18 protein-coding genes and 3 pseudogenes are annotated in these 20,558 nt (G+C 68.9%); 4 read left to right on the forward strand and 17 right to left on the reverse strand.

Translation table 11 applies throughout. The annotated features are described in order from the left end of the window. Window positions 1-78 precede the first annotated feature (78 nt). Window positions 79-1,271, forward strand: a pseudogene (locus Atro_RS06665) (benzoate/H(+) symporter BenE family transporter). A gap of 7 nt (window positions 1,272-1,278) precedes the next feature. Here the strand turns inward: Atro_RS06665 and pyrF are convergent. From pyrF to Atro_RS06685, 4 genes are read right to left on the reverse strand one after another with little or no spacing between them, the layout of a single operon-like run. Further along, a complete protein-coding gene (gene pyrF / locus Atro_RS06670) occupies window positions 1,279-1,974 on the reverse strand; it encodes an orotidine-5'-phosphate decarboxylase (protein WP_497926959.1) in 696 nt (231 codons plus the stop codon). A gap of 47 nt (window positions 1,975-2,021) precedes the next feature. Then, window positions 2,022-2,762, reverse strand: coding sequence for a ZIP family metal transporter (locus Atro_RS06675; protein ID WP_497926960.1), 741 nt, complete (start codon window positions 2,760-2,762; stop codon window positions 2,022-2,024). 58 nt (window positions 2,763-2,820) lie between these two features. After that, on the reverse strand, window positions 2,821-3,735 hold the full coding sequence (locus Atro_RS06680; RefSeq protein WP_497926961.1) for a response regulator: 915 nt from the start codon (window positions 3,733-3,735) through the stop codon (window positions 2,821-2,823). A gap of 1 nt (window position 3,736) precedes the next feature. Then, window positions 3,737-5,038 (reverse strand): ATP-binding protein, encoded by a 1,302-nt coding sequence (locus Atro_RS06685; RefSeq protein ID WP_497926962.1) that lies wholly within the window; start codon window positions 5,036-5,038, stop codon window positions 3,737-3,739. A 142-nt stretch (window positions 5,039-5,180) separates the two neighbouring features. Here Atro_RS06685 and Atro_RS06690 point away from each other — a divergent pair, with 142 nt between their 5' ends. Continuing rightward, a complete protein-coding gene (locus Atro_RS06690; protein WP_497926963.1) occupies window positions 5,181-5,345 on the forward strand; it encodes a DUF2897 family protein in 165 nt (54 codons plus the stop codon). A gap of 15 nt (window positions 5,346-5,360) precedes the next feature. Here the strand turns inward: Atro_RS06690 and Atro_RS06695 are convergent, their stop codons facing one another. The 5 genes and pseudogenes from Atro_RS06695 to Atro_RS06715 all read right to left on the reverse strand — a co-directional run bounded on the left by Atro_RS06695 (window position 5,361) and on the right by Atro_RS06715 (window position 9,123). Further along, window positions 5,361-6,173: an OmpA family protein gene (locus Atro_RS06695; RefSeq protein ID WP_497926964.1), complete on the reverse strand. Its 813-nt coding sequence runs from the start codon at window positions 6,171-6,173 to the stop codon at window positions 5,361-5,363. Then, the gene (locus Atro_RS06700) at window positions 6,173-6,523 is read right to left on the reverse strand and encodes a DUF4398 domain-containing protein (protein ID WP_497926965.1); all 351 of its coding nucleotides are present in this window, start codon (window positions 6,521-6,523) and stop codon (window positions 6,173-6,175) included. The genes Atro_RS06695 and Atro_RS06700 overlap by 1 nt, the downstream gene beginning before the upstream one ends. A gap of 10 nt (window positions 6,524-6,533) precedes the next feature. Continuing rightward, a complete protein-coding gene (locus Atro_RS06705; RefSeq protein ID WP_497926966.1) occupies window positions 6,534-7,349 on the reverse strand; it encodes a substrate-binding periplasmic protein in 816 nt (271 codons plus the stop codon). Window positions 7,350-7,442: 93 nt separating this feature from the next. Continuing rightward, complete coding sequence (locus Atro_RS06710) at window positions 7,443-8,372, reverse strand: electron transfer flavoprotein subunit alpha/FixB family protein (RefSeq protein ID WP_497926967.1); 930 nt, start codon at window positions 8,370-8,372, stop codon at window positions 7,443-7,445. Window positions 8,373-8,374: 2 nt separating this feature from the next. Further along, window positions 8,375-9,123: pseudogene (locus tag Atro_RS06715) on the reverse strand (electron transfer flavoprotein subunit beta/FixA family protein). 288 nt (window positions 9,124-9,411) lie between these two features. Here Atro_RS06715 and Atro_RS06720 point away from each other — a divergent pair. Next, window positions 9,412-11,062, forward strand: a pseudogene (locus Atro_RS06720) (electron transfer flavoprotein-ubiquinone oxidoreductase). Window positions 11,063-11,107: 45 nt separating this feature from the next. Here Atro_RS06720 and Atro_RS06725 read toward each other — a convergent pair. From Atro_RS06725 to mhpD, 5 genes are all read right to left on the reverse strand, one after another. Continuing rightward, complete coding sequence (locus Atro_RS06725; protein WP_497926968.1) at window positions 11,108-12,385, reverse strand: OprD family porin; 1,278 nt, start codon at window positions 12,383-12,385, stop codon at window positions 11,108-11,110. A gap of 110 nt (window positions 12,386-12,495) precedes the next feature. Further along, entirely contained in the window at window positions 12,496-13,743 is a 1,248-nt protein-coding gene (gene mhpT / locus Atro_RS06730; protein ID WP_497926969.1) for a 3-(3-hydroxy-phenyl)propionate transporter MhpT, read from the reverse strand. 84 nt (window positions 13,744-13,827) lie between these two features. After that, complete coding sequence (gene dmpG, locus Atro_RS06735) at window positions 13,828-14,847, reverse strand: 4-hydroxy-2-oxovalerate aldolase (RefSeq protein WP_497926970.1); 1,020 nt, start codon at window positions 14,845-14,847, stop codon at window positions 13,828-13,830. Between the two features lie 10 nt (window positions 14,848-14,857). Beyond that, window positions 14,858-15,793: an acetaldehyde dehydrogenase (acetylating) gene (locus Atro_RS06740; RefSeq protein WP_497926971.1), complete on the reverse strand. Its 936-nt coding sequence runs from the start codon at window positions 15,791-15,793 to the stop codon at window positions 14,858-14,860. Window positions 15,794-15,825: 32 nt separating this feature from the next. Next, complete coding sequence (gene mhpD / locus Atro_RS06745; RefSeq protein WP_497926972.1) at window positions 15,826-16,620, reverse strand: 2-keto-4-pentenoate hydratase; 795 nt, start codon at window positions 16,618-16,620, stop codon at window positions 15,826-15,828. Between the two features lie 214 nt (window positions 16,621-16,834). On the opposite strand from mhpD, the gene Atro_RS06750 reads away from it, so the two are divergent. Next, window positions 16,835-17,656, forward strand: coding sequence for a DNA-binding transcriptional regulator (locus tag Atro_RS06750; protein ID WP_497926973.1), 822 nt, complete (start codon window positions 16,835-16,837; stop codon window positions 17,654-17,656). A gap of 149 nt (window positions 17,657-17,805) precedes the next feature. Here Atro_RS06750 and Atro_RS06755 read toward each other — a convergent pair whose 3' ends face one another. The 3 genes from Atro_RS06755 to Atro_RS06765 all read right to left on the reverse strand — a co-directional run bounded on the left by Atro_RS06755 (window position 17,806) and on the right by Atro_RS06765 (window position 20,509). After that, entirely contained in the window at window positions 17,806-18,675 is an 870-nt protein-coding gene (locus Atro_RS06755) for an alpha/beta fold hydrolase (RefSeq protein WP_497926974.1), read from the reverse strand. Between the two features lie 15 nt (window positions 18,676-18,690). Next, complete coding sequence (locus tag Atro_RS06760; RefSeq protein WP_497926975.1) at window positions 18,691-19,242, reverse strand: flavin reductase; 552 nt, start codon at window positions 19,240-19,242, stop codon at window positions 18,691-18,693. A 73-nt stretch (window positions 19,243-19,315) separates the two neighbouring features. Further along, entirely contained in the window at window positions 19,316-20,509 is a 1,194-nt protein-coding gene (locus Atro_RS06765) for an acyl-CoA dehydrogenase family protein (protein ID WP_497926976.1), read from the reverse strand. Between the last annotated feature and the right edge of the window lie 49 nt (window positions 20,510-20,558).

Consider the following 20,558-nt stretch of genomic DNA (forward strand, 5'->3'; position numbering starts at 1 on the left):
GCCTCCGCCGGCCGGGCGCATGCCCGGCGCAGGCTATATCCGTGCATCTCTCCCTCCACCCTGCAAGGAGCTTCGCTAGTGACCGCCGCCCCGAGGGCAGTCCTTCGCCCGCTGGCCGATTCGTCCCTCTCGGCGATCGTCGCCGGTTTCGTCGCCATGCTCACCGCCTATACCAGTTCCCTGGTGCTGATGTTCCAGGCCGGCCAGGCCGCCGGCCTGAGCGGCGCACAGATCGCCTCGTGGATCTGGGCGCTGTCGATCGGCATGGCGGTCTGCACCATCGGTCTGTCGCTGCGCTACCGTGCGCCCATCGTGATCGCCTGGTCGACACCCGGTGCGGCCCTGCTGGTCGGCAGCCTGCCCGGTGTCGGCTACGCCGAGGCGATCGGCGCCTACCTGCTGTGCGCCGCGCTGCTCGCCGCGGTCGGCCTGAGCGGCGGCTGCGAGCGCCTGATGCGCCGTCTGCCCGCCCCGCTGGCCGCCGCGCTGCTCGCCGGCATCCTGTTCGACATCGGCAGCGAGATCTTTCTCGCCGCCGAGCGCCGCCCTCTGTTGGTCGGCGCCATGTTCTTCGGCTACCTGCTGGCCAAGCGACTGAACCCGCGCTATGCGGTGCTCGCCGCACTGCTGATCGGCAGCCTGCTCGCCGCCCTGCTCGGCCTGCTGGATTTCCGCAGTGTCGCGATCCAGCCGGCGCAGCCGCTGTGGACCACGCCAGGCTTCTCCCTGCAGGCCATGGTGAGCATCGGCATTCCGCTGTTCGTGGTGGCCATGGCCTCGCAGAACATTCCCGGCCTGGTGGTGCTGCGCGCCGACGGCTACCAGGTGCCGGCCTCGCCGCTGATCGCCACGACCGGCCTCGCCTCCCTGCTGCTGGCGCCCTTCGGCGCCCACGGCATCAACCTGGCCGCCATCAGTGCGGCGATCTGCACCGGCCGCGCCGCCCACGAGGACCCGCAGCGACGCTACACCGCCGCGCTCTGGTGCGGGCTGTTCTATGCCGTCGCCGGCACCTTCGCCGCCACCCTGGCCTCGCTGTTCGCCGCCCTGCCGGGCGAGCTGGTGCTGTCGATCGCCGCCCTGGCGCTGTTCGGCTCGATCGGTGGCGGCCTGAGCAGCGCTATGGCCGCGCCCGCGAACGCGAGGCGGCGCTGGTCACCTTCATGATCAGCGCCTCGGGGATGACCCTGCTGTCGATCGGCGCGGCCTTCTGGGGCCTGCTCGGCGGCGTGCTGACGCTGGCGATCCTCGAATGGCGCCGGCCGGCCTGAGCCTGCTTCAGCGCAGCTCGGCGACCAGCGCCGCCAGCGCCTGGGCCGGGTCGGCGGCCTGGCTGATCGGCCGGCCGATCACCAGATAGTCGGAACCGGCCTCCAGCGCCTGGCGCGGAGTGAGGATGCGCCGCTGATCGTCCTGGGCGCTGCCGGCCGGGCGGATGCCCGGGGTCACCAGCTGCAGCCGTGGCTGGGCGGCCTTCAGCGCCGGCGCCTCCTGAGCCGAGCAGACCAGCCCGTCCAGCCCGGCCTGCTCGGCCAGTGCGGCCAGGCGCAGGACCTGCTGCTGCGGCTCGACATCCAGGCCGATGCCGGCCAGGTCCTCGCGCTCCATGCTGGTCAGCACCGTCACGCCGATCAGCAGCGGCCGGCGGCCGGCGATGCCGTCCAGGGTCTCGCGACAGGCGCGCATCATGCGCAGGCCGCCGGAGCAGTGCACGTTGACCATCCACACGCCCAGCTCGGCGGCGGCCTTCACCGCCATCGCCGTGGTGTTCGGGATGTCGTGGAATTTCAGGTCGAGAAACACCTCGAAGCCCTGCCCCTGCAGGGTCTCGACGATCCCCGGGCCGCAGCGGGTGAACAGCTCCTTGCCGACCTTCACCCGGCACTGCACGGGGTCCAGCCGGGCGGCCAGGGCCAGGGCGGCCTCGCGGCTGGGGAAGTCGAGGGCGACGATGATCGGGGTCTGGCAGGACATGGTGCGGGCTCCAGGCAAATCGCTAGGCGGGCATTGTAGCGGACGCCCTAGGACAAATGTTCCACGGCGAAGGCGAGCATGAAGCCGGCCAGGGTGATCAGCCCGGTCAGCGCGTGGGTGGCCTTGAAGGCCTCGGGAATCAGGGTGTCCACCAGCATGCAGAGCACCGCGCCGGCGGAAAAGCCCAGGGCGAACGCCAGCCAGCCCGGTGACAGGCCCGCCAGCAGGGCCGGGCCGAGCATCGCGGCGAGGCCCGAGAGAGCGACGATGGTGCCCCAGATGGCGAACACCTGGCGTCCGCTGCGCCCCTCCTTGCGCAGGCTGGCGGCGCTGGCCAGCCCTTCCGGCAGGTTGGCGAGCAGCACGGCGACCAGCAGCACCAAGCTCGGCCGGCCGTCGCCGAGCAGCCCGAGCCCCAGCGCCAGGGATTCGGGGATGCCATCGAGAAAGGCCCCGGCGGCGATCAACAGACCGACCAGCGAACCTTCGCCGACGTTCCTGGCGCGATGCTGCGCCTCCAGGCGGTCGAGTCCCTCGTTGGCCAGCACGAAGGCGACGCCGCCGGCCAGCAGACCGGCCAGGGTCGGCCAAAGTCCGCCGAGCCGTTCGGCCTGGGGCAATTGCTCGAAGCACAGGGCGGCGATCAGCACCCCACTGCCGAAGGCCATCACCGCGGCGACGAACCGCTCCGACAGCCAGCCCCCGAAGCCCAGCCAGGCGCCGAGCAGCAACGTGCTTGCCGCCAGCCAGCCCCACAACCCCGCCTGCAATATCAGCGATTCCGGCATGCCTTCCTCCTTACCGGAGCAAGGCTACCCATTTCCCCCGCCGGGCCGCCAGCGCCTGTCAGACGGTCAGCCGCTGGCGCAGGCGGCCCAACAGCCCCAGCAGGCTGCCGACCCTCTCCCGCTCGCGGGCCTCCTTCGGCGCCTCGGCCAGACGCGCCGGCGCGGCCAAAGGCTGCGCCCGCCACTGGGCCACCTGCTCGGCGGCGGCCTGCAGGCCCTTGTCGAACAGCCCGCGGCGGATCGGCTTGGGCAGATAGCGGAAGATCTGCGCCTCGTTGATCAGCCTGAGCAGCGCCTGGGTGTCGCAGAACGGCGTGACCACCAGGCTGAGCAGGCGCGGATGGGCCTGGGCCAGGCTCTTGAGCAGCGGTGCGGTGTCCTCGCCGGCCAGCCTGAGATCGCTGACCAGCAGGTCGACCGGCTCGGCGTTCAGCTGCGCCAGCGCCTCGTCGAGGCTGTGCGCGCGCAGCAGGCGGTGACCGCCGGCCGTGCAGAACGCCTCGACGCAGGCCAGGGTATCGGCCGCCTCGTCGAGCAGCAGCACGTTGAGCGCCGCGGCCGGGCGCGGCCGGACCGGCAGGTTGGCGACCGGCGTCTGGCGCACGACGATTTCCGCCGCCTGGCGCAGGGTGGCGGCCATTTCCGCGGGATCCCAGGGCTTGGTCAGGTAACGGAAAATGCCGCCGCCGTTCAGCGCCTCGATCGCCGCGTCCAGGTCCGAATAGCCGGTGAGCAGGATGCGCAGGGTCTGCGGAGCGATCTCCCGCACTCGGGTGAGCAGTTCCGCGCCGTTCATCCGCGGCATGCGCTGGTCGCAGACGACGATGTGCACCGGCTCGTCCTGCAGGCGTTGCAGGGCACGCTGCGGGTCGCTCTCGGTCAGCACCTCGTAGTGGCGGCGGAACTGCATGGCGAGGCTGCGCAGGATGCGCTCCTCGTCGTCGATGAAGAGAATGCGGATGGGCGGCGTCATGTCAGGCGCTCCGTTGCAGGCTGGCGGCTTGGGCGATGGGCAGGCGGATCAGGAAGCGCGTGCCCCGTCCGACTTCGGAGGCGACCTGGATGCTGCCGCCATGGACCTGGACGATCTTGAAGCTGATCGACAGGCCGAGACCGGTGCCCTGGCCGACCGGCTTGGTGGTGAAGAAGGGATCGAAGATGCGCTTGAGGACCTCCGGCGGCATGCCGCAGCCGTCGTCCTGCACCGAAAGGCACAGCGCATCCGGCTCGGCCCAGGTCTTGATCAGGACACGGCCGAAGCGCTCCATCGCCTGGGCGGCGTTGTTGAGCAGGTTGAGCAGCACCTGGTTGATCTGCGAGGGCGCGCAGGCGATGCTCGGCAGCTCGCCGAGCTGGGTCAGCACCTCGACCTTGTCCTTGATGCCGTTGCGGGCGATGACCAGGGTGCTGCGCACGCAGTCGTTGAGATCGACCTCCTCGCTCATGGCGCGGTCCAGGCGAGCGAAGTCCTTCAGGCCGGCCACCAGCTCGCCGATCTGCCCGAGACCGTAGCGGGTGTCGGCGAACAGCTGTGCGAGGTCGCCGGCGAGCAGCTCCGGAGCGGCCCGATCGCGGGCCCGGCTGGCGTTCTCCAGGGCGCGGGCCAGGGCTTCCTCGTCGCTGTCGGCAGCCTTCAGGCAGTCGCCCAGCGCGGCCTGGGCCTCGGCCAGCTCGAACAGCGGCTCGATCAAGCCGCGCAGCAGTTCCACGTTGTTCTTCACGTAGCCCAGCGGGGTGTTCAATTCGTGGGCGACGCCGGCGACCATCTGGCCGAGCGAGGCCATCTTCTCCGCCTGCACCAGTTGGGTCTGCGATTCGCGCAGCTCGATCAACGCCCGGCGCAGCACGCGGTTGCGCTGGGCGACGCGATCCTCCATGGCCTTCAGCAGGTCGAGCACCGTGCCCAGGCCCCGGTAGCCGCCCTCCCCGTCGACCAGCACGAAGTCCTCGGTGATCGGATACTGCAGCTGGCCGGTGATCTGCCGGGCAGCCTCCTCCAGGCCGGTCTCCAGGCTGACGATCAGGGGCTCGGGGTTCATCACCTCGACGACCGGACGCCGCCCCCAGAGATCGCGGCCGAAGCGCTGCATGAACATATCCTGCAGCCTGGAGCGGCTGACCAGCCCCAGCGGCCGGCCGTCGTCGTCGACCACCGGCAGGGAAAGAAAGGCCTTGTGCTCGGCAGTGAGCAGGCGGTCCGCCACATCGCTTATGCTCATGGTGGCGGGCAGCGCCGCGACGGGCCTGAGCAGACGGGCAAGGGCAGTGGAGGACATCGGCACGCTCCGGGTTTGCGGAAGGCGCCATTCAAGCAATATCAAGTTGCCATCATGTGACAATTGTCACGCACGTTCCGTACACCCCGTCCCGCCACCCGACGCCCCCGCAGCCCGCGGGGGCCCTGCGAGAGAACACGATATGCCCTGGTACGTCTGGCTGATACTGATAGTGGTGTTTGGCTCGGTGATCGGCAGCCTGCTGGCGCTGCGCGACTCGGCGAAGAAGCTGCCCCTGACCAAGGAGCAGCTGGAGCGCATCCGTCAGCGCAATGCCGAGCAGGATGCCAAGGATCGGGAGAAGTAGGCGGCGGGCGCGCAATCAGCGCTCCGCACCCAGCTTGCCCTCCTCGTCGGAGAACACGATCTCCACCCGGCGGTTGCGCGCGCGGCCCTGGTTGGAGGCGTTCTCGGCAATCGGATAGGCCTCGCCGTAGCCGGCGACCTGGATGCGTTCGTCGTCGACGCCCAGATCCACCAGCATGTCCCGGACCGACGCGGCGCGGCCGCGGGACAGTTCGAGATTCAGCTGGGCGTCGCCCTGGCTGTCGGTATAGCCCTCGATGCGCACCACGCGACGCTGGTTGAGGCGCAGGAACCTGGCTACCTGCAGCACGGTGCGCGTGGCCGCCGCCCGCAGCTCCGCCCGCCCGGTGTCGAACAGCACGTCGCCCAGGGTCATCACCAGGCCGCGCTCGGTTTCGGTGGTGGCCTGGCCGAGCAATTGCTCCTCGAGCCACTCACCCTGCTGCTCGGCGTTGAGCAGGCGGGCCTCGCTCAAGGCCAGTTGCAGGCGCTCGCGCTCCTTCTCCAGCTGGACGAGACGCTCGGCGGCCTGGCGCTGCGTGCCATGCTCGCGGGCGATCTGGCTGTAGCGCCGGCTCAGGTAGGCGTAGTGGAGGACATCCTCCTCGCTGCCCAGATAGCTGGAGAAACGCTCGGCCCGCTCCAGCGACTCTTCGGCGCGAGCCAGATCCTTCTCGGCGCTGAGCCGTACCGCCGGATCGGTGCGGATGGCCAGGAGTTCGGCCTGCGCCTCGTCGAGGGTTCGCCGCGTCTCCGGCGAAGAGGAGGCGCAACCGCCCAGCAGCGCCAGGGCCAGCAGGCCGAACGGGAAAGCATGGCGTCCCTTCATCAGAGTTCTCCCAGCTGCTGGCGCAGCACGCCGACCTGCTGCTCGAGTTCGCTCACCTGCTTTCCGCTCTTCTGGGTCAGCACCTGCGCTTCGGCCAGGCGCGCATCCAGCTCGGCCTGCTCGGCCAGCATGCGCGCCTGCTTGTGACGGCCGGCGCTCAGCGCGGCCTCGGCCTGCTCGAACTTGCCCTGCGCCTGGGCCAGCTCGGCCTGCTCCGCGCCGGCACCGACGGCGCGGGCCTGCTCCAGCGCCTGCTCGCTCAGGCGCAACTGCTCGTGCGGCGCGGGATCGCTGGCGCAGCCGGCCAGAACGAGGAACAACAGGGCGACGGAAAAACGTGCGCTATTCACGAGGGGATTCCTACTTGGCAACGGATGAAGACGGCAAGCCCTGCGCCTTCCAGCGCGCGGCATTGCGTTGCAACAGACCTTCCGCCAGCCCGGCGGCGCTCAGCTCGGCCAGCGCGGCCGCCAGCCGGGCGCGCAGCTGCGGTTCGTTGCAGGCGGAGTCGCGCCCGACGGCCAGATACAGGCCCTCGCTGAGCAGCGGCGGCGACAGCGGCAGGATCTCCGCGAGCATGCCGAGCGACTCGGCAACGGCCCGGACGGCGTGCGGCTCCCCGAGCAGATAGGCGACTTCGCCCCGCTGCAGCTTGTGCAGCGCTTCGGCCAGGGTCGGCAGCGCCTCGAACGGCAGCGAGGCGCCGGACAGCAGCTCGAAATCGCGGGCGACGCGGTTATCGGCCAGGATCGCCCCGTGGTGGCCGTACAGGTCGCTCCAGCCCTCATAGGGAAAGACCCGGTCCTTGTGCACCCAGACCACCGCGGACGGCACTAAGAGCGCCGGCTCGATGAAATCCAGCGACTCGCGCCGAGCGGCGCTCGGGAAGCTGCCGAGCAGCAGGTCGACGCGGCCGCTCGCCACGTTTTCCTCGGCACGCTCCCGGGAGCTGGAACGGATCAGGTCGATGTTGAGCTCCAGCGCCTTGGCCAGCAGCTCGAGCAGGTCGGCGCTGGCGCCGATCAGTTGCCCGGGATTCTGCGGATCGCGCCAGAGATAGGGCGGCTGCCCGGGGTCGCCGGTGGCGACCAGCCGCTCGCAGCTGCCGGCCGCGGCGGTCAGGGGCAATAGCAGACCGACCAGCGCCAGCAACGCGGGAAGAAGGCGGTTCGGCATGGGGTTTCCGCTGAAGGCGTGGATGGGGGAAATGCCGGCCCCCTTGCAAGAAGCCCGCTCGATGAGCGGGCTTCGGGGCCGGCCAGAGAGCGCTCAGAGCTGCTTTGCCAGCTCCGGCACGGCCTCGAACAGATCCGCCACCAGCCCGTAGTCGGCCACCTGGAAGATCGGCGCCTCGGCGTCCTTGTTGATCGCCACGATCACCTTCGAGTCCTTCATCCCCGCCAGGTGCTGGATCGCCCCGCTGATCCCCACCGCGACGTACAGGTCCGGCGCGACGATCTTGCCGGTCTGCCCGACCTGCAGGTCGTTGGGCGCAAAGCCCGCATCCACCGCGGCGCGGGAAGCGCCCACCGCCGCGCCCAGCTTGTCCGCCAGCGCGTACAGCAGCTGGAAGTTCTCCCCGCTCTGCATCCCGCGCCCGCCGGAGATCACCACCCTGGCCGAGGTCAGCTCCGGACGGTCGGACTTGGCCAGCGCCTCGTCGACGAAGCGCGAGGTGCCCGCCTCGCCCGTGCCGGCCAGCGCCTCGATGGCCGCGCTGCCGCCCTCGCCCGCCGCCGCGTCGAAGGCGGTGGCGCGCACGCTGATCACCTTGATCGGTGCGCTGGACTGCACGGTGGCGATGGCGTTGCCGGCGTAGATCGGCCGCTTGAAGGTGTCGGCGCTCTCCACCGCGACGATCTCGGAGAGCTGGTCGACGTCGAGCAGCGCGGCCACGCGCGGCAGGTAGTTCTTGCCGTTGCTCGAGGCCGGCGCCAGCACATGGCTGTAACCCCTGGCCAGGCCGGCGACCAGCGGCGCGACGTTCTCGGCCAGCCGGTGGGCGTAGGCCGTATCGTCGGCGACCAGCACCTTGGCCACTCCGGCGATCTTCGCGGCGGCCTCGGCCACCGCGCTGCAGCCGCTGCCGGCCACCAGCACATGGATCTCCCCGCCGATCTGCTGCGCAGCCGCGACGGTGTTCAGGGTCGCGGCCGCCAGGACCGCGTTGTCGTGTTCAGCGATTACCAGGATTGCCATGTTCAGATCACCTTCGCCTCGTTCTTCAGCTTCTCCACCAGCTCGGCCACCGAGCCCACCTTGATGCCGGCCTGGCGCTCGGCCGGGCCTCGACCTTGAGGGTCTTCAGCGTCGAGGCGACCGACACGCCCAGGTCCGCCGGCGTGACGGTCTCCAGCGGCTTCTTCTTGGCCTTCATGATGTTCGGCAAGGAAGCGTAGCGTGGCTCGTTGAGGCGCAGGTCGGTGGTGACGATGGCCGGCAAGGCCAGCTCCAGGGTCTGCAGGCCGCCGTCGATCTCGCGGGTGACCATGGCCTTGTCGCCGGCAAGTTCGACCTTCGAGGCGAAGGTGCCCTGGGCGTAGCCGGTCAGCGCGGCGAGCATCTGCCCGGTCTGGTTGTTGTCGCTGTCGATGGCCTGCTTGCCGGTGATGACCAGCTGCGGCTGTTCCTTGTCGACCACCGCCTTGAGCAGCTTGGCCACGGCCAGCGAGCCGAGTTCCTCGTCGGTCTCGATCAGGATCGCGCGGTCGGCGCCGAGGGCCAGGGCGGTGCGCAGCTGCTCCTGGGCCTGGGCCGGGCCGACGGACACGGCGACGATCTCGGTGGCGATGCCGCGCTCTTTGAGGCGCACCGCTTCTTCCACGGCGATCTCGCAGAAGGGGTTCATCGACATCTTGACGTTGGCCAGGTCGACGCCGGAGCCATCGGCCTTGACGCGGACCTTGACGTTGTAGTCGACCACTCGTTTGACAGCTACAAGAACCTTCATGGATTCCTCGTTACTCTCCGGTAGATGGAATGTCGCCAAGGCAGCTATGGCCTGTGGTTGACGGCCGGAGCCGACGTCAGCCTCCTGCGGCGAGCATGAAACGGGCCGTATCTTGACCGCAGGCCCCCGCCCGGTCAACCGAGAGCGGCCCGGCTTTCCGGGGCTCCGGCAGCCGCCTGCGGGGCAGTGCGCTCCCGTCTTTGCATTGGTCCGCCCGGAGGGCTCGGATATATAATGGCCGACCCCCATCCGGGAACACGCGAAGAGAGCCCCGAGCAGGAGATATTTGTGGAACGCGAATACATGGAATTCGACGTCGTCATCGTCGGCGCCGGTCCGGCAGGCCTGTCTGCCGCCTGTCGGCTGAAACAGCAGGCTGCCGAGGCTGGTCAGGAGATCAGCGTGTGCGTGGTCGAGAAGGGTTCCGAAGTCGGCGCCCACATCCTCTCCGGCGCCGTCTTCGAGCCGCGGGCCCTGAACGAACTCTTCCCGAACTGGAAGGAGCTGGGCGCCCCGCTGAACACCCCGGTCAAGCGCGACGACATCTATCTGTTCAAGAGCGCCGAGAAGGCTACCAAGCTGCCGAACTTCCTCGTGCCCAAGACCATGCACAACGAGGGCAACTACATCATCTCCCTGGGCAACCTGTGCCGCTGGCTAGCCCAGCAGGCCGAGGCCATGGGCGTCGAGATCTACCCGGGCTTCGCCGCCCAGGAGGCGCTGATCGACGACAGCGGCGTGGTGCGCGGCATCATCACCGGCGATCTGGGCGTCGACCGCGAAGGCCAGCCGAAGGACAGCTATACCCCGGCATGGAGCTGCGCGGCAAGTACACCCTGTTCGCCGAGGGCTGCCGCGGTCATCTCGGCAAGCAGCTGATCGCCCGCTTCCAGCTGGACGAAGAGGCCGATGCCCAGCACTACGGCATCGGCATCAAGGAAATCTGGGACATCGACCCGGCCCGCCACGAGCAGGGCCTCGTCGTGCACACCGCCGGCTGGCCGCTGGACGACGAGAACCCGGGCGGTTCCTTCCTCTATCACCTGGAGAACGGCCAGGTGGTGGTCGGCCTGATCGTCGACCTGTCCTACAGCAACCCCTTCCTGTCGCCCTTCGACGAGTTCCAGCGCTACAAGCATCATCCGGTGATCGCCCGGTATCTGGAAGGCGGCAAGCGGGTGTCCTACGGCGCCCGCGCCATCTGCAAGGGCGGCCTGAACTCGCTGCCGAAGATGGTCTTCCCCGGCGGCGCGCTGATCGGCTGCGACCTCGGCACCCTGAACTTCGCCAAGATCAAGGGCAGCCACACCGCGATGAAGTCCGCCATGCTGGCCGCCGATGCCGTCTTCGCCGCCCTCGCCGGCGGCAGCCAGGGCGGCGACGAACTGAACGGCTACGTCGAGTCGTTCAAGTCCAGCTGGCTGTACGAGGAGCTGTTCTGCAGCCGCAACTTCGGCGCCGCCATCCACAAGTTCGGCGCGCTGGCCGGCGGAGCCTTCAACTTCATCGACCAGAACCTGTTCGGCGGCAAGATCCCGTTCACCCTGCACGACGACAAGCCGGACCACGCCTGCCTGAAGCTGGCCTCCGAATCGAAGCGGATCGAGTATCCCAAGCCGGACGGCAAGCTCAGCTTCGACAAGCTCAGCTCGGTGTTCCTCTCCAACACCAACCATGAGGAAGACCAGCCCTGCCACCTGCGGCTGAGCGACCCGAGCATCCCGATCACCCGCAACCTGCCGCTGTACGACGAACCGGCGCAGCGCTACTGCCGGCCGGCGTCTACGAGATCGTCAGCCAGGACGACGGCAGCCCGCGCTTCCAGATCAACGCGCAGAACTGCGTGCACTGCAAGACCTGCGACATCAAGGATCCGGCCCAGAACATCACTTGGGTGGCGCCGGAAGGCGCCGGCGGGCCGAACTACCCCAACATGTAAGCGAAACCATCGAGGCTCCTTAGGGAGCCTCGAAGCTTTCCGACCCTACCAGAGCTTCCAAGTGTAATCGACGTTGATCCGCGTCTCGTTGTCGTCGCGCATCGTCGCGTTGGCCGCGAAGCTGTTCTGGTAGCGCGCGTTGCGCACGCGAAATGCCAGGTTCTTCAAGGGCCCCGACTGCACCACGTAGGACAGCTCCAGATCCCGCTCGCTCTCGCTCCGCCCGCCGCCGCCCAGGCGCGCCGGCAGCTCGACGTTGGTGCCCCGCATGAAGCGCGCCATGCCGGTCAGCCCCGGCAGGCCCAGCGCGGCGAAGTCGTAGTCGTAGCGCAGGTGCCAGTAGTGCTCGTCGGCATTGAGGAATTCCGAGCTGAGCGCGTACTCGGAAATCAGGTGCGGCTCCGAGCCGGCGATGTAGGGCATCGCCGAGTCGCCGCTGGACAGCGCCCCGCCCAGCGTCAGCCGGTGCCCGCCCAGCTTGTAGCCGAGGTTCAGCCCGACGTACTGGTTGTCCACCGAGCCGGCCTTGCCGTCGCCCTCCTCGTCGCTGAGAAACCAGCGGAAGTCGGTCTTGAACTCCCCCGGCCCCAGCCTGAACTGGTGGATCGCGCCCAGGTAGTGCTGCTGGTAGATCTCGTCGAGACGGGCGTGGTAGTAGCTCAGGGTCAGCGCTTTGGTCAGCGCGTAGTCGCCGCCGAGGAAGAGGAACTCGTCGGACTCGGCGGTGCCGTCGAAGCGGCCATTGGGCGCGGCGATGGCGATCTTCTGGTAGTCGGTGGAGTCGCGCTGGTTCATGCGGTTCAGGTAGCCGCCCTGCAGACTCAAGCCGGGGAGGTCCTGGGAGCGCAGGTGGCCGCCCTTGAAGGTCTGCCAGAGCAGCCGGGCCGGGCTGCTGATCAGGATCGGCAGGCGCGGCATCACGGTGCCAAGGTGCAGTTCGGTCTTCGAGTAGCGGACCTTGCCGGTGATGCCCAGCTCGGAATACTCGTCCGCGGCCTCGCCGCTGCCGCGCTGGACCGGCAGCAGGCCGGTGCCGACCCGGTCGCGCGAGGAGTCGAGCTGGACGCCGAGCATGCCCTGCAGGTCGAGGCCGAAGCCGAGCGGGCCCTCGGTGAAGCCGGACTTGAGGTTGAGGATGAAGCCCTGCGCCCACTCGCGGCGCGCGGAGACGTTGGACTCGCCCTTGTAGTCGCGGTCGAAGTAGAAGTTGCGCAGGGTCAGGCTGCCCTGGCTGTCCTCGATGAAGCCTGCCGCCTGCGCCTGAATTCCCTGGGCGAGCAGCAGCGCGGTGGCGCAGGCCGCGCCCCGTCGTGTGTCGAGCATGTCGGTTACCTTTTATTGTTCTTGTGGTCCGCCGCCGCCCCGCAGCGAGACGGCAGCGAGATAAACGCAATGGAATGAGGCACGCCCTCCCCCGGGCCGTACCGATCGACTCAGGCCGGCGCGCCCTGGTCGCGACGCCGGCCGAGCAGGTAGAAGACCGCCACGCCGGCCAGCACCAGGCCCGGCGCCGAGGCCAGCATCACCCCGGCGCTGCCGAAGCCCAGCGCCAGCATCTTGCCGGCCACCAGCGGGCCGCTCATGGCGCCGAAACGGCCGACCGCCACCGCGCTGCCGACCCCGGTGGCGCGCACCTCGGTGCGGTAGAACAGCGGCGCCAGAGCATAGAGCACGCCCTGCCCGCCGGTGGCGAACATGCCGGCGGCGAAGCCGGCCACCAGCATGCTGGCGAACGCCTCAGACAGCCCGAGCGCCGCCAGTGCGGCGAGCAGGCCGAGATAGATCAGCCCGGCCATCGCCAGCGGCCGCAGACGCTCCATCAGCACACCGAGCATCAGGGTGCCGACCGCCGCGCCGATCTGCAGGGAAAACATCACCCAGCTGGCCTGCCTGCCGGTGAAGCCCTGGCCGACCAGCAGGCTCGGCAGCCAGCTGATCAGCATGTAGACGACCATCAGGGTGAAGAAGTAGGCGCCCCACAGCAGCAGGGTCGGTAGCGCGCTGCCGTTATGGAACAGGCCCTCGACGACCGGCACGGATGCGCTCCGGGTTGCCGCCTGCTGGCGGGCGCGGAAGGCCGCCGACTCGGGCAGCCAGAAGGCCAGCAAGGGCACCACCACCAGCGGCAGCACGCCGCCGACGTAGTAGACCAGCGTCCAGTCGGCGGCAAAGCCGGCGATGCCGATGGCGGCCGCCAGCGCCGCGCCCAGCGGCACACCACAGTACATCAGGCTCACCGCGGTGCCGCGCAGGCGCTCGCCGGCGGCCTCCGAACACAGCGCGATCAGGTTGGGCAGCGCCGCGCCGAGGCCGACCCCGGTCAGCAGGCGCGCCGCCAGCAAGCTGTAGAGCTCCCAGGCATGGGCGGTGGCGATGGAGAACAGGCCGAACAGCGCCACCGAACCGATCAGCACCCACTTGCGGCCGATGCGGTCGGCCAGCCAGCCGCCGACCAGGGCGCCGGGCAGCAGGCCGAGGATGCCGGCGCTGAACACCCAGCCCATGTGCAGCTTGTCCAGACCGAAGGCCGCGGCCATGCCCGGCGCGGCGATGCCCGGCGCCTGGAAGTCGATGCCCTCCAGCACCGCGACGGCAAAGCACAGGGCGATGGTCAGCCAGGTTCGCCGGGCGTCCTGTTCCGTCTCTACGGACGCCGGATGTTGCGTGGTGTAGGTCGTCATTATTGTTGTACCTATGGTTTTTGGGGGTGTACGCAACCGGCCGGCGGCCCGGAGGCCGCCGGCGCAATCTCGGCTTTTCGGGAGTCAGCGCTTGAGTAGGTCCAGCGCCACGTCGACGATCATGTCCTCCTGGCCGCCGACCATCCGCCGCCGGCCCAGCTCGACCAGGATGTCCACGGTGCTCAGGCCGTATTTGCCCGCCGCCAGCTCGGCGTGGCGCAGGAAGCTCGAGTAGACCCCGGCATAACCCAGGGCCAGGGTCTCGCGGTCGACCCGCACCGGGCGGTCCTGCAGCGGACGGACGATCTCGTCGGCGGCGTCCATCAGGGTGTAGAGGTCGGTGCCGTGGTTCCAGCCGAGGCGCTCGGCCGCGGCGATGAACACCTCCAGCGGCGCGTTGCCGGCGCCGGCGCCCATGCCGGCCAGCGAGGCGTCGATGCGGTCGCAGCCCTCCTCCACCGCGACAATGGAGTTGGCCACCCCGAGCGACAGGTTGTGGTGGGCATGGATGCCGGTCTGGGTCGCCGGGTCGAGCACGTCCTTGACCGCGCGGAAACGCTCGCGGATGTCCTGCATGCCCATCGCCCCGCCGGAGTCGACCACGTAGATGCAGGTGGCGCCGTAGCTCTCCATCTTCCTGGCCTCGACGGCGAGGTTCTGCGGGCTGGTCATGTGGCTCATCATCAGGAAGCCCACAGTGTCCATGCCGAGCTTGCGCGCGTGCTCGATGTGCTGTTTGGAGACATCCGCCTCGGTGCAGTGGGTGGCCACGCGGACGATGCGCGCGCCCGCCTGGTAGGCGTTGTCCAGATCGTGGACGGTGCCGATGCCGGGCAGCAGCAGGGTGGCGATCCTCGCGTGCGTCACCACCTCGGCCACCGCCTCGATCCATTCGAGGTCGGTGTGCGCGCCGAAGCCGTAGTTGAAGCTCGAGCCCTGCAGGCCGTCGCCGTGGGCGACCTCGATGGAGTCCACCCTGGCCAGGTCCAGCGCGCGGGCGATGGCCTGCACGTTCTGGATCGAGTACTGGTGACGCACGGCGTGGCTGCCGTCGCGCAGGGTCACGTCGGAGATGTACAGCTTCTTGCCGGGAGTGAAGGTCATGGCGTGGTCCTCAGGCGTTGAGCATGGATTGCGCCATGCGCTCGGCGGTGGCCAGCGCGGCGGAGGTCATGATGTCCAGGTTGCCGGCGTAGGCCGGCAGGTAGTGGGCGGCGCCCTCGACCTCGAGGAATACCGAGGTCTTCAGGCCGGCGAGATGGCCGAGGCCGGGGATGTTCAGCGGCGCGGAGTCGGGAATCACGTCGAACTGCACCTTCTGCTTGAGGCGATAGCCCGGCACGTAGGCCTGCACCGCCTGGGCCATTTCCGCGATGGAGGCCTCGACCTGCGCCTGGTCGGCGAGATCGGACAGCACGTAGACGGTGTCGCGCATGATCAAGGGCGGCTCGGCCGGGTTGAGGACGATGATCGCCTTGCCCTTCTGCGCCCCGCCGATCACCTCGATGGCCTTCGAGGTGGTTTCGGTGAACTCGTCGATGTTGGCGCGGGTGCCGGGGCCGGCCGACTTGCTGCTGATCGAGGCGACGATCTCGGCGTAGTGGACCCTGGCCACGCGGGACACCGCGGCGACCATCGGAATGGTCGCCTGGCCGCCGCAGGTGACCATGTTGACGTTGGGCTCGTGGAGGTTCTGCTCCAGGTTCACCACCGGCACGCAGTAGGGGCCGATGGCCGCGGGGGTCAGGTCGATCAGGCGCAGGCCGGGTTTCAAGCCACGCAGGAGCACGTCGTTCTTCACGTGGGCGCCCGCGCTGGTGGCGTCGAAGACGAAATCGATGTCGGCGAACACCGGCAGGCGGCTCAGGCCCTCGACGCCCTCGTGGGTGGTGGCCACGCCGAGGCGCGCGGCGCGGGCCAGGCCGTCGGAGGCCGGGTCGATGCCGACCATCGCGCCCATTTCCAAGTGCTGGCCATGGCGCAGGATCTTGATCATCAGGTCGGTGCCGATGTTGCCGGAGCCGACGATGGCGACTTTCAGTTTCTTCATGCTGTTGGTCTCTTGTGCACGCAACGCGCCGATCACTCGGCCGAAAAGTTGACGGCGACCTGGCCGAGGCCGTCGATCACCGCCTCGAAGCGGTCGCCGGTGGCCACGCCGACCATCGGCCCGAGGGCGCCGGTGAGGATCAGATCGCCGGCCTTGAGCGGCTCGCCCAGGCGGGCCATGGTGCGCGCCAGCCACACCGCGGCGTTCAGCGGATGGCCGAGGCATTCGGCGCCGCTGCCGCTGGAGACTTCCTCGCCGTTGCGGGTCATGCGCATCGCCGCCTGGCGCAGGTCGACGTCGGCCAGCCGGCGCGCCGGGCCGCCGAGTACGAAGCAGCCGCTGGAGGCGTTGTCGGCCACGGTGTCGACGAAGCGGATGTTCCAGTCCTGCACGCGGCTAGCGACGATTTCCAGTGCCGGCAGCACCCAGCCGGTGGCCGCGACCAGCTCGGCGAAGGTGGTGTCGGCGCGCGGCAGGTCCTTTTCCAGAATCAGGGCGATCTCCGCCTCGATCTTCGGTTGCAGCACGCGGCCGAACGGCACCACCTCGTTGTCGCCGTAGCCCATGTCGGCGAACAGGGTGCCGAAGTCCGGCCGGTCGACGCCGAGCTGCTGCTGCACCTTGGGATTGGTCAGGCCGATCTTGCGACCGACCACGCGTCGGCCGGCGGCCATACCGTGGGCGATGTTGAGGCGCTGGATGGCGTAGGCGGCTTCGCCGTTGTCCTCGCCGATCATTCCGCGCAGCGGCTCGACGGCCACCCCGCTCGCCTCGGCCTCGCGCAGGACGACGGCCAGTTGTTCCAGGGTCTGTTGGGTCACGCTCATGGAGTACCTCGCAGGGTGCGGGCCGATCGAGCCGAGTCCGGCGACGCAGTTTCGTAGGCTGGCGGGTGTAGGCTTGGGCTCATTGTTGTTTCCCGCAGGGGGGCTTTCCGCCATCGGGGCGAGTATAGGAACGCCCTCAAAACCCCTACAATGAAAAACCGGCTCACCGTGCACTAAGTGCACTCGATTGTTTTTGAAAGGATTTTCAGCAGACATGAGCAGCGAGCGCGATACCGAATACAAGACCGTGCGCGGCCTGACCCGCGGCCTGCAGATCCTCAACGCCCTCAACCGGGTGGACGGCGGCGCCAGCCCGACGAGGCTGGCCGAGCTGACCGGGCTGCACCGCACCACGGTACGGCGTCTGCTGGAAACCCTGCAGGACGAGGGCTATGTGCGGCGCAGCGAGTCGGACGACAGCTTTCGCCTGAGCATGAAGGTGCGCGAACTGAGCGAGGGCTTTCGCGACGAGCAGTGGATCTCCGGACTGGCCGCGCCGCTGCTGGCCGAGCTGCTGCAGGAGGTGGTCTGGCCGACCGACCTGTGCACCCTGGATGTGGACGCCATGGTGGTGCGCGAGACCACCCACCGCTTCAGCCGGCTGTCGTTCCATCGCTCGATGGTCGGCCGGCGCCTGCCGATGCTGCTCACCGCCACCGGCCTCGCCTACCTGGCCTTCGGCCCGGAGGCCGAACGCGAGCGCATCGTCGAACTCCTGGCCAGCCGCGACGACGAGCAGGGACGCCTGGCGCGCGACCGGTCCAGCCTGGACAATCTGCTGCGGCGCACGCGCCATCGCGGCTACGGCGAGAACTACGGCAGCTGGAACAGCGAGGAAAGGATTGCCGCCATCGCCGTGCCGATCTGCGGGGAACAGCGGGTCTACGGCTGCATCAACCTGGTTTACGTGGCCAAGGCGATGACCATCGAACAGGCGGCGAAGCGCTACCTGCCGGCCTTGCAGCGCTTCGCGGCCACCGTCGAACAGGGCATCCGCGAACGCGAGCAGGCCGGGCCGGCGCTGGCCGGCAACTGAGCCCGGACGGCACGAACCCTCGTTGCCGGGCGGATCGCCAGCAAGCTGGCTCCTACAGTTGGTAGGGTGGATGGCCGGAGCCATCCACCTTGGCGGACAAGTCTGCGCCGTTGTCCGCCCTACGAACTCCTGCGGAGGGTCGGCCCCCCTCAGTGGCTCAAGAAGTCCAGCACCATGCGGTTGAACCTGTCGGCGTGCTCCCACTGCGCCCAATGGCCGCAGCGGTTGAACACGTGCAGCTCGGCGTTGGGCAGCCCGGCGAGCAGGCGCAGGCCGGTGTCCATCGGCACGAAGCGGTCGTTGCTGCCCCAGACGATCAGGGTCTGCGCCTTGATCTCGGCAAGGCGCGGGCCGAAGTCGGGGAACTGCCTGGGGTTGGCCGCCAGGCTCGCGACGAAGTTCTCCAGGTGGTCGCGCCGGCTCAGCATGTTGTCGAGGCGGGTCTGGAACAGCTCCTCGGTCAGCTCGCTGGTGTCGTAGACGAAGACGTTCATCATCCTTTTCAGGTTGTCGATGGTCGGCTCGCGGTACAGCCCCTGCAGCAGCTTGATGCCTTCGGTCGGCATCGGCGCGAAGGGGCTGGCACCGCCGGTGCCGCCGCCCATCAGCACCAGCTTGCCGACCCGCTCGGGGTTGGCCAGGGCGAAGGCCACCGCGCTGTGCCCGCCCATGGAGTTGCCGACAAGGTGTGCGCGGTCGATGCCGATGGCGTCGAGCAGGCCCTTCAGCGCGCGGGCGTTGAGGTCCGAACGCGAGCCGCGGCAGACGATGGGATCGCTCTTGCTCCAGCCCGGGCAGTCCATGAGGACCACCCGGTAGCCGGCGGCGACCAAGGGCTCGAGGTTGCGGTTGAAGTTGGCCCAGCCGCTGGCGCCGGGGCCGGAGCCGTGCAGCATCACCACGGTCTCGGCGCCCGCGCCGCAGTCGTTGTAGTGCAGTTGCAGGTCGAGATCGCCTTCGTGGATGCGCACGAACTGGCTGGTGGAGGCTTCGGTCAGGGCCTGGATGGTGGTCGTCATGTCGTGTCTTCTCCGTTACGGGGCGAGGCGGCGGAAGGCGCCGTTCAGGTACAGGAGCGGCTCGCCGCCCTGCTGGCCGCGGGTGGCCAGCACTTCGCAGAGGAAGGCGTGGTGGGTGCTCTCGTCGAAGACCTTGACCACCCGGCAGTCGAAGTTGGCCAGCGCGCCTTCCAGGGCCGGCATGCCGGTGATCAGTTCGTGCCACTGGCCATGCTCGAAGCGCGCCTCGCCATGCACGCCCTCGACCATGCCGGCGAACACCTTGGCCTCGTGCTCCTGATCGCCGGACAGCACGTTGACGCACAGCGCGCCGCTGCTGAGGATCGCCTCGCCGGCGGCGACCTTCTTGTTGACGAACACCACCAGGCGCGGCGGATCGGCGGTCACCGAGCAGACCGCGGTGGCGGTGAGGCCGAGGCGGACGTCGGCGTCGCGGGTGGTGATCAGGGTGACGGCGGCGGCCAGGTTGCGCATGCCGTAGCGGTGGTCGTCGGCGCTGACCAGCGGCAGTCCGGCCAGCTCGGTGTTCGGGGTCCAGTCGAGCAGTTGGTTGATCTCTTTGTTCATGGCATTCGCTCTCGCACAGCAGGCTGATGGGGAAAGGCCGGGCGAAGGCGCCAGGCCTCGCCGGCGGTTCGGCTCAGGCCTTGACGCCGAAGGGATTGGCGGCCGGCATGGGATTGCCGAGCAGTTGGCCGCCCAGCAGGTCGCCGATGTTGTCCTGGTTCTGGGTGATGTGGTTGGCGCCGACCAGGATGTCGCGCAGCTGGCGCTGCATCGGGTTGTTCAGCCAGACGCCGCGGGTCGAGGTCTTCTTGAAGATCATGTGCGCCGCCTCGAAGCACTCGCCGCCGGTGAACTGGTTGGTGGCGAAGTGGCGCACGCGCACGTCCAGCGGCACCAGCCGGCCCTGCGAGGCGTAGCTCCAGGCTTCCTCGGTGTTGTGCAGCACGCGCGCACTGCAAGCGAGGATCTTGGCCGACGCCTCGCCCAGCCGGCCCCGGATGAACGGGTCGTTGACCGCGGCGCCGACGGCCTGGTTGAGGTTCTGGCGCGGCACCATGTGCTCGATGTACAGGTCGGCCATGCCGCGCGCCATGCCGATGATCACCGAGGACACGGCGGCGTAGAACACGTAGAAGAACGGCATCTTGTACAGGTCGTTCACCTGGCCATGGGAGGCTTCGTCGTAGGCGGCGATGACATGGCTGCGGTAGGCCGGGACGAAGACCTCCCTGACGATCAGCTTCTTGCTGCCGGTGCCGGCCAGGCCGACCACGTGCCAGTCGTCGACGATCTCGAAGTCGCCGGCCTGGACCCAGAAGGAGCGGAACACCGTTTCGCCGTTCTCGGCGACGCGGCCACCGAGGAAGGCGCCGCCGGCGGCATGGTCGCAACCGCTGGAGGTCAGCCATTCGCCGTTGAGCAGGTAGCCGCCGTCGACCGCGGTGATGGTGCCGAACGGCGCATAGGAGGAGGACACCAGGCGGCTGTTGTCCTCGCCCCACAGCTCGTCGCCGCAGCGCGAATCGAGCAGGCCGACCTCGAAGGGATGCACGCCCAGCACCATCACATTCCAGGCGCTGGACGGGCAGCCGCGGGCCAGCTCCATCAGCACCCTGTTCAGCACGTTGGGGTTCATTTCGTAGCCGCCCCAGCGTCTGGGCTGCAGGATCCTGAAGAAGCCGGCCTCCTGGAAGGCCTGGATGGTTTCGCGCGACACCATGCGCGCCTTCTCGGTGGCGTCGGCCTTCTCGCGCAGCCAGGGGATCATGGCCTCGGCGCGCGCGACGATTTCGGCTTCGCTGGGGATGGAGGTATCGATATGGCTCATTGTTGTTCTCCGCGGGTGACGCATCCGCATTGTTGTTATAGGGGCTGTT

The organism is Azotobacter tropicalis, from assembly GCF_059739045.1.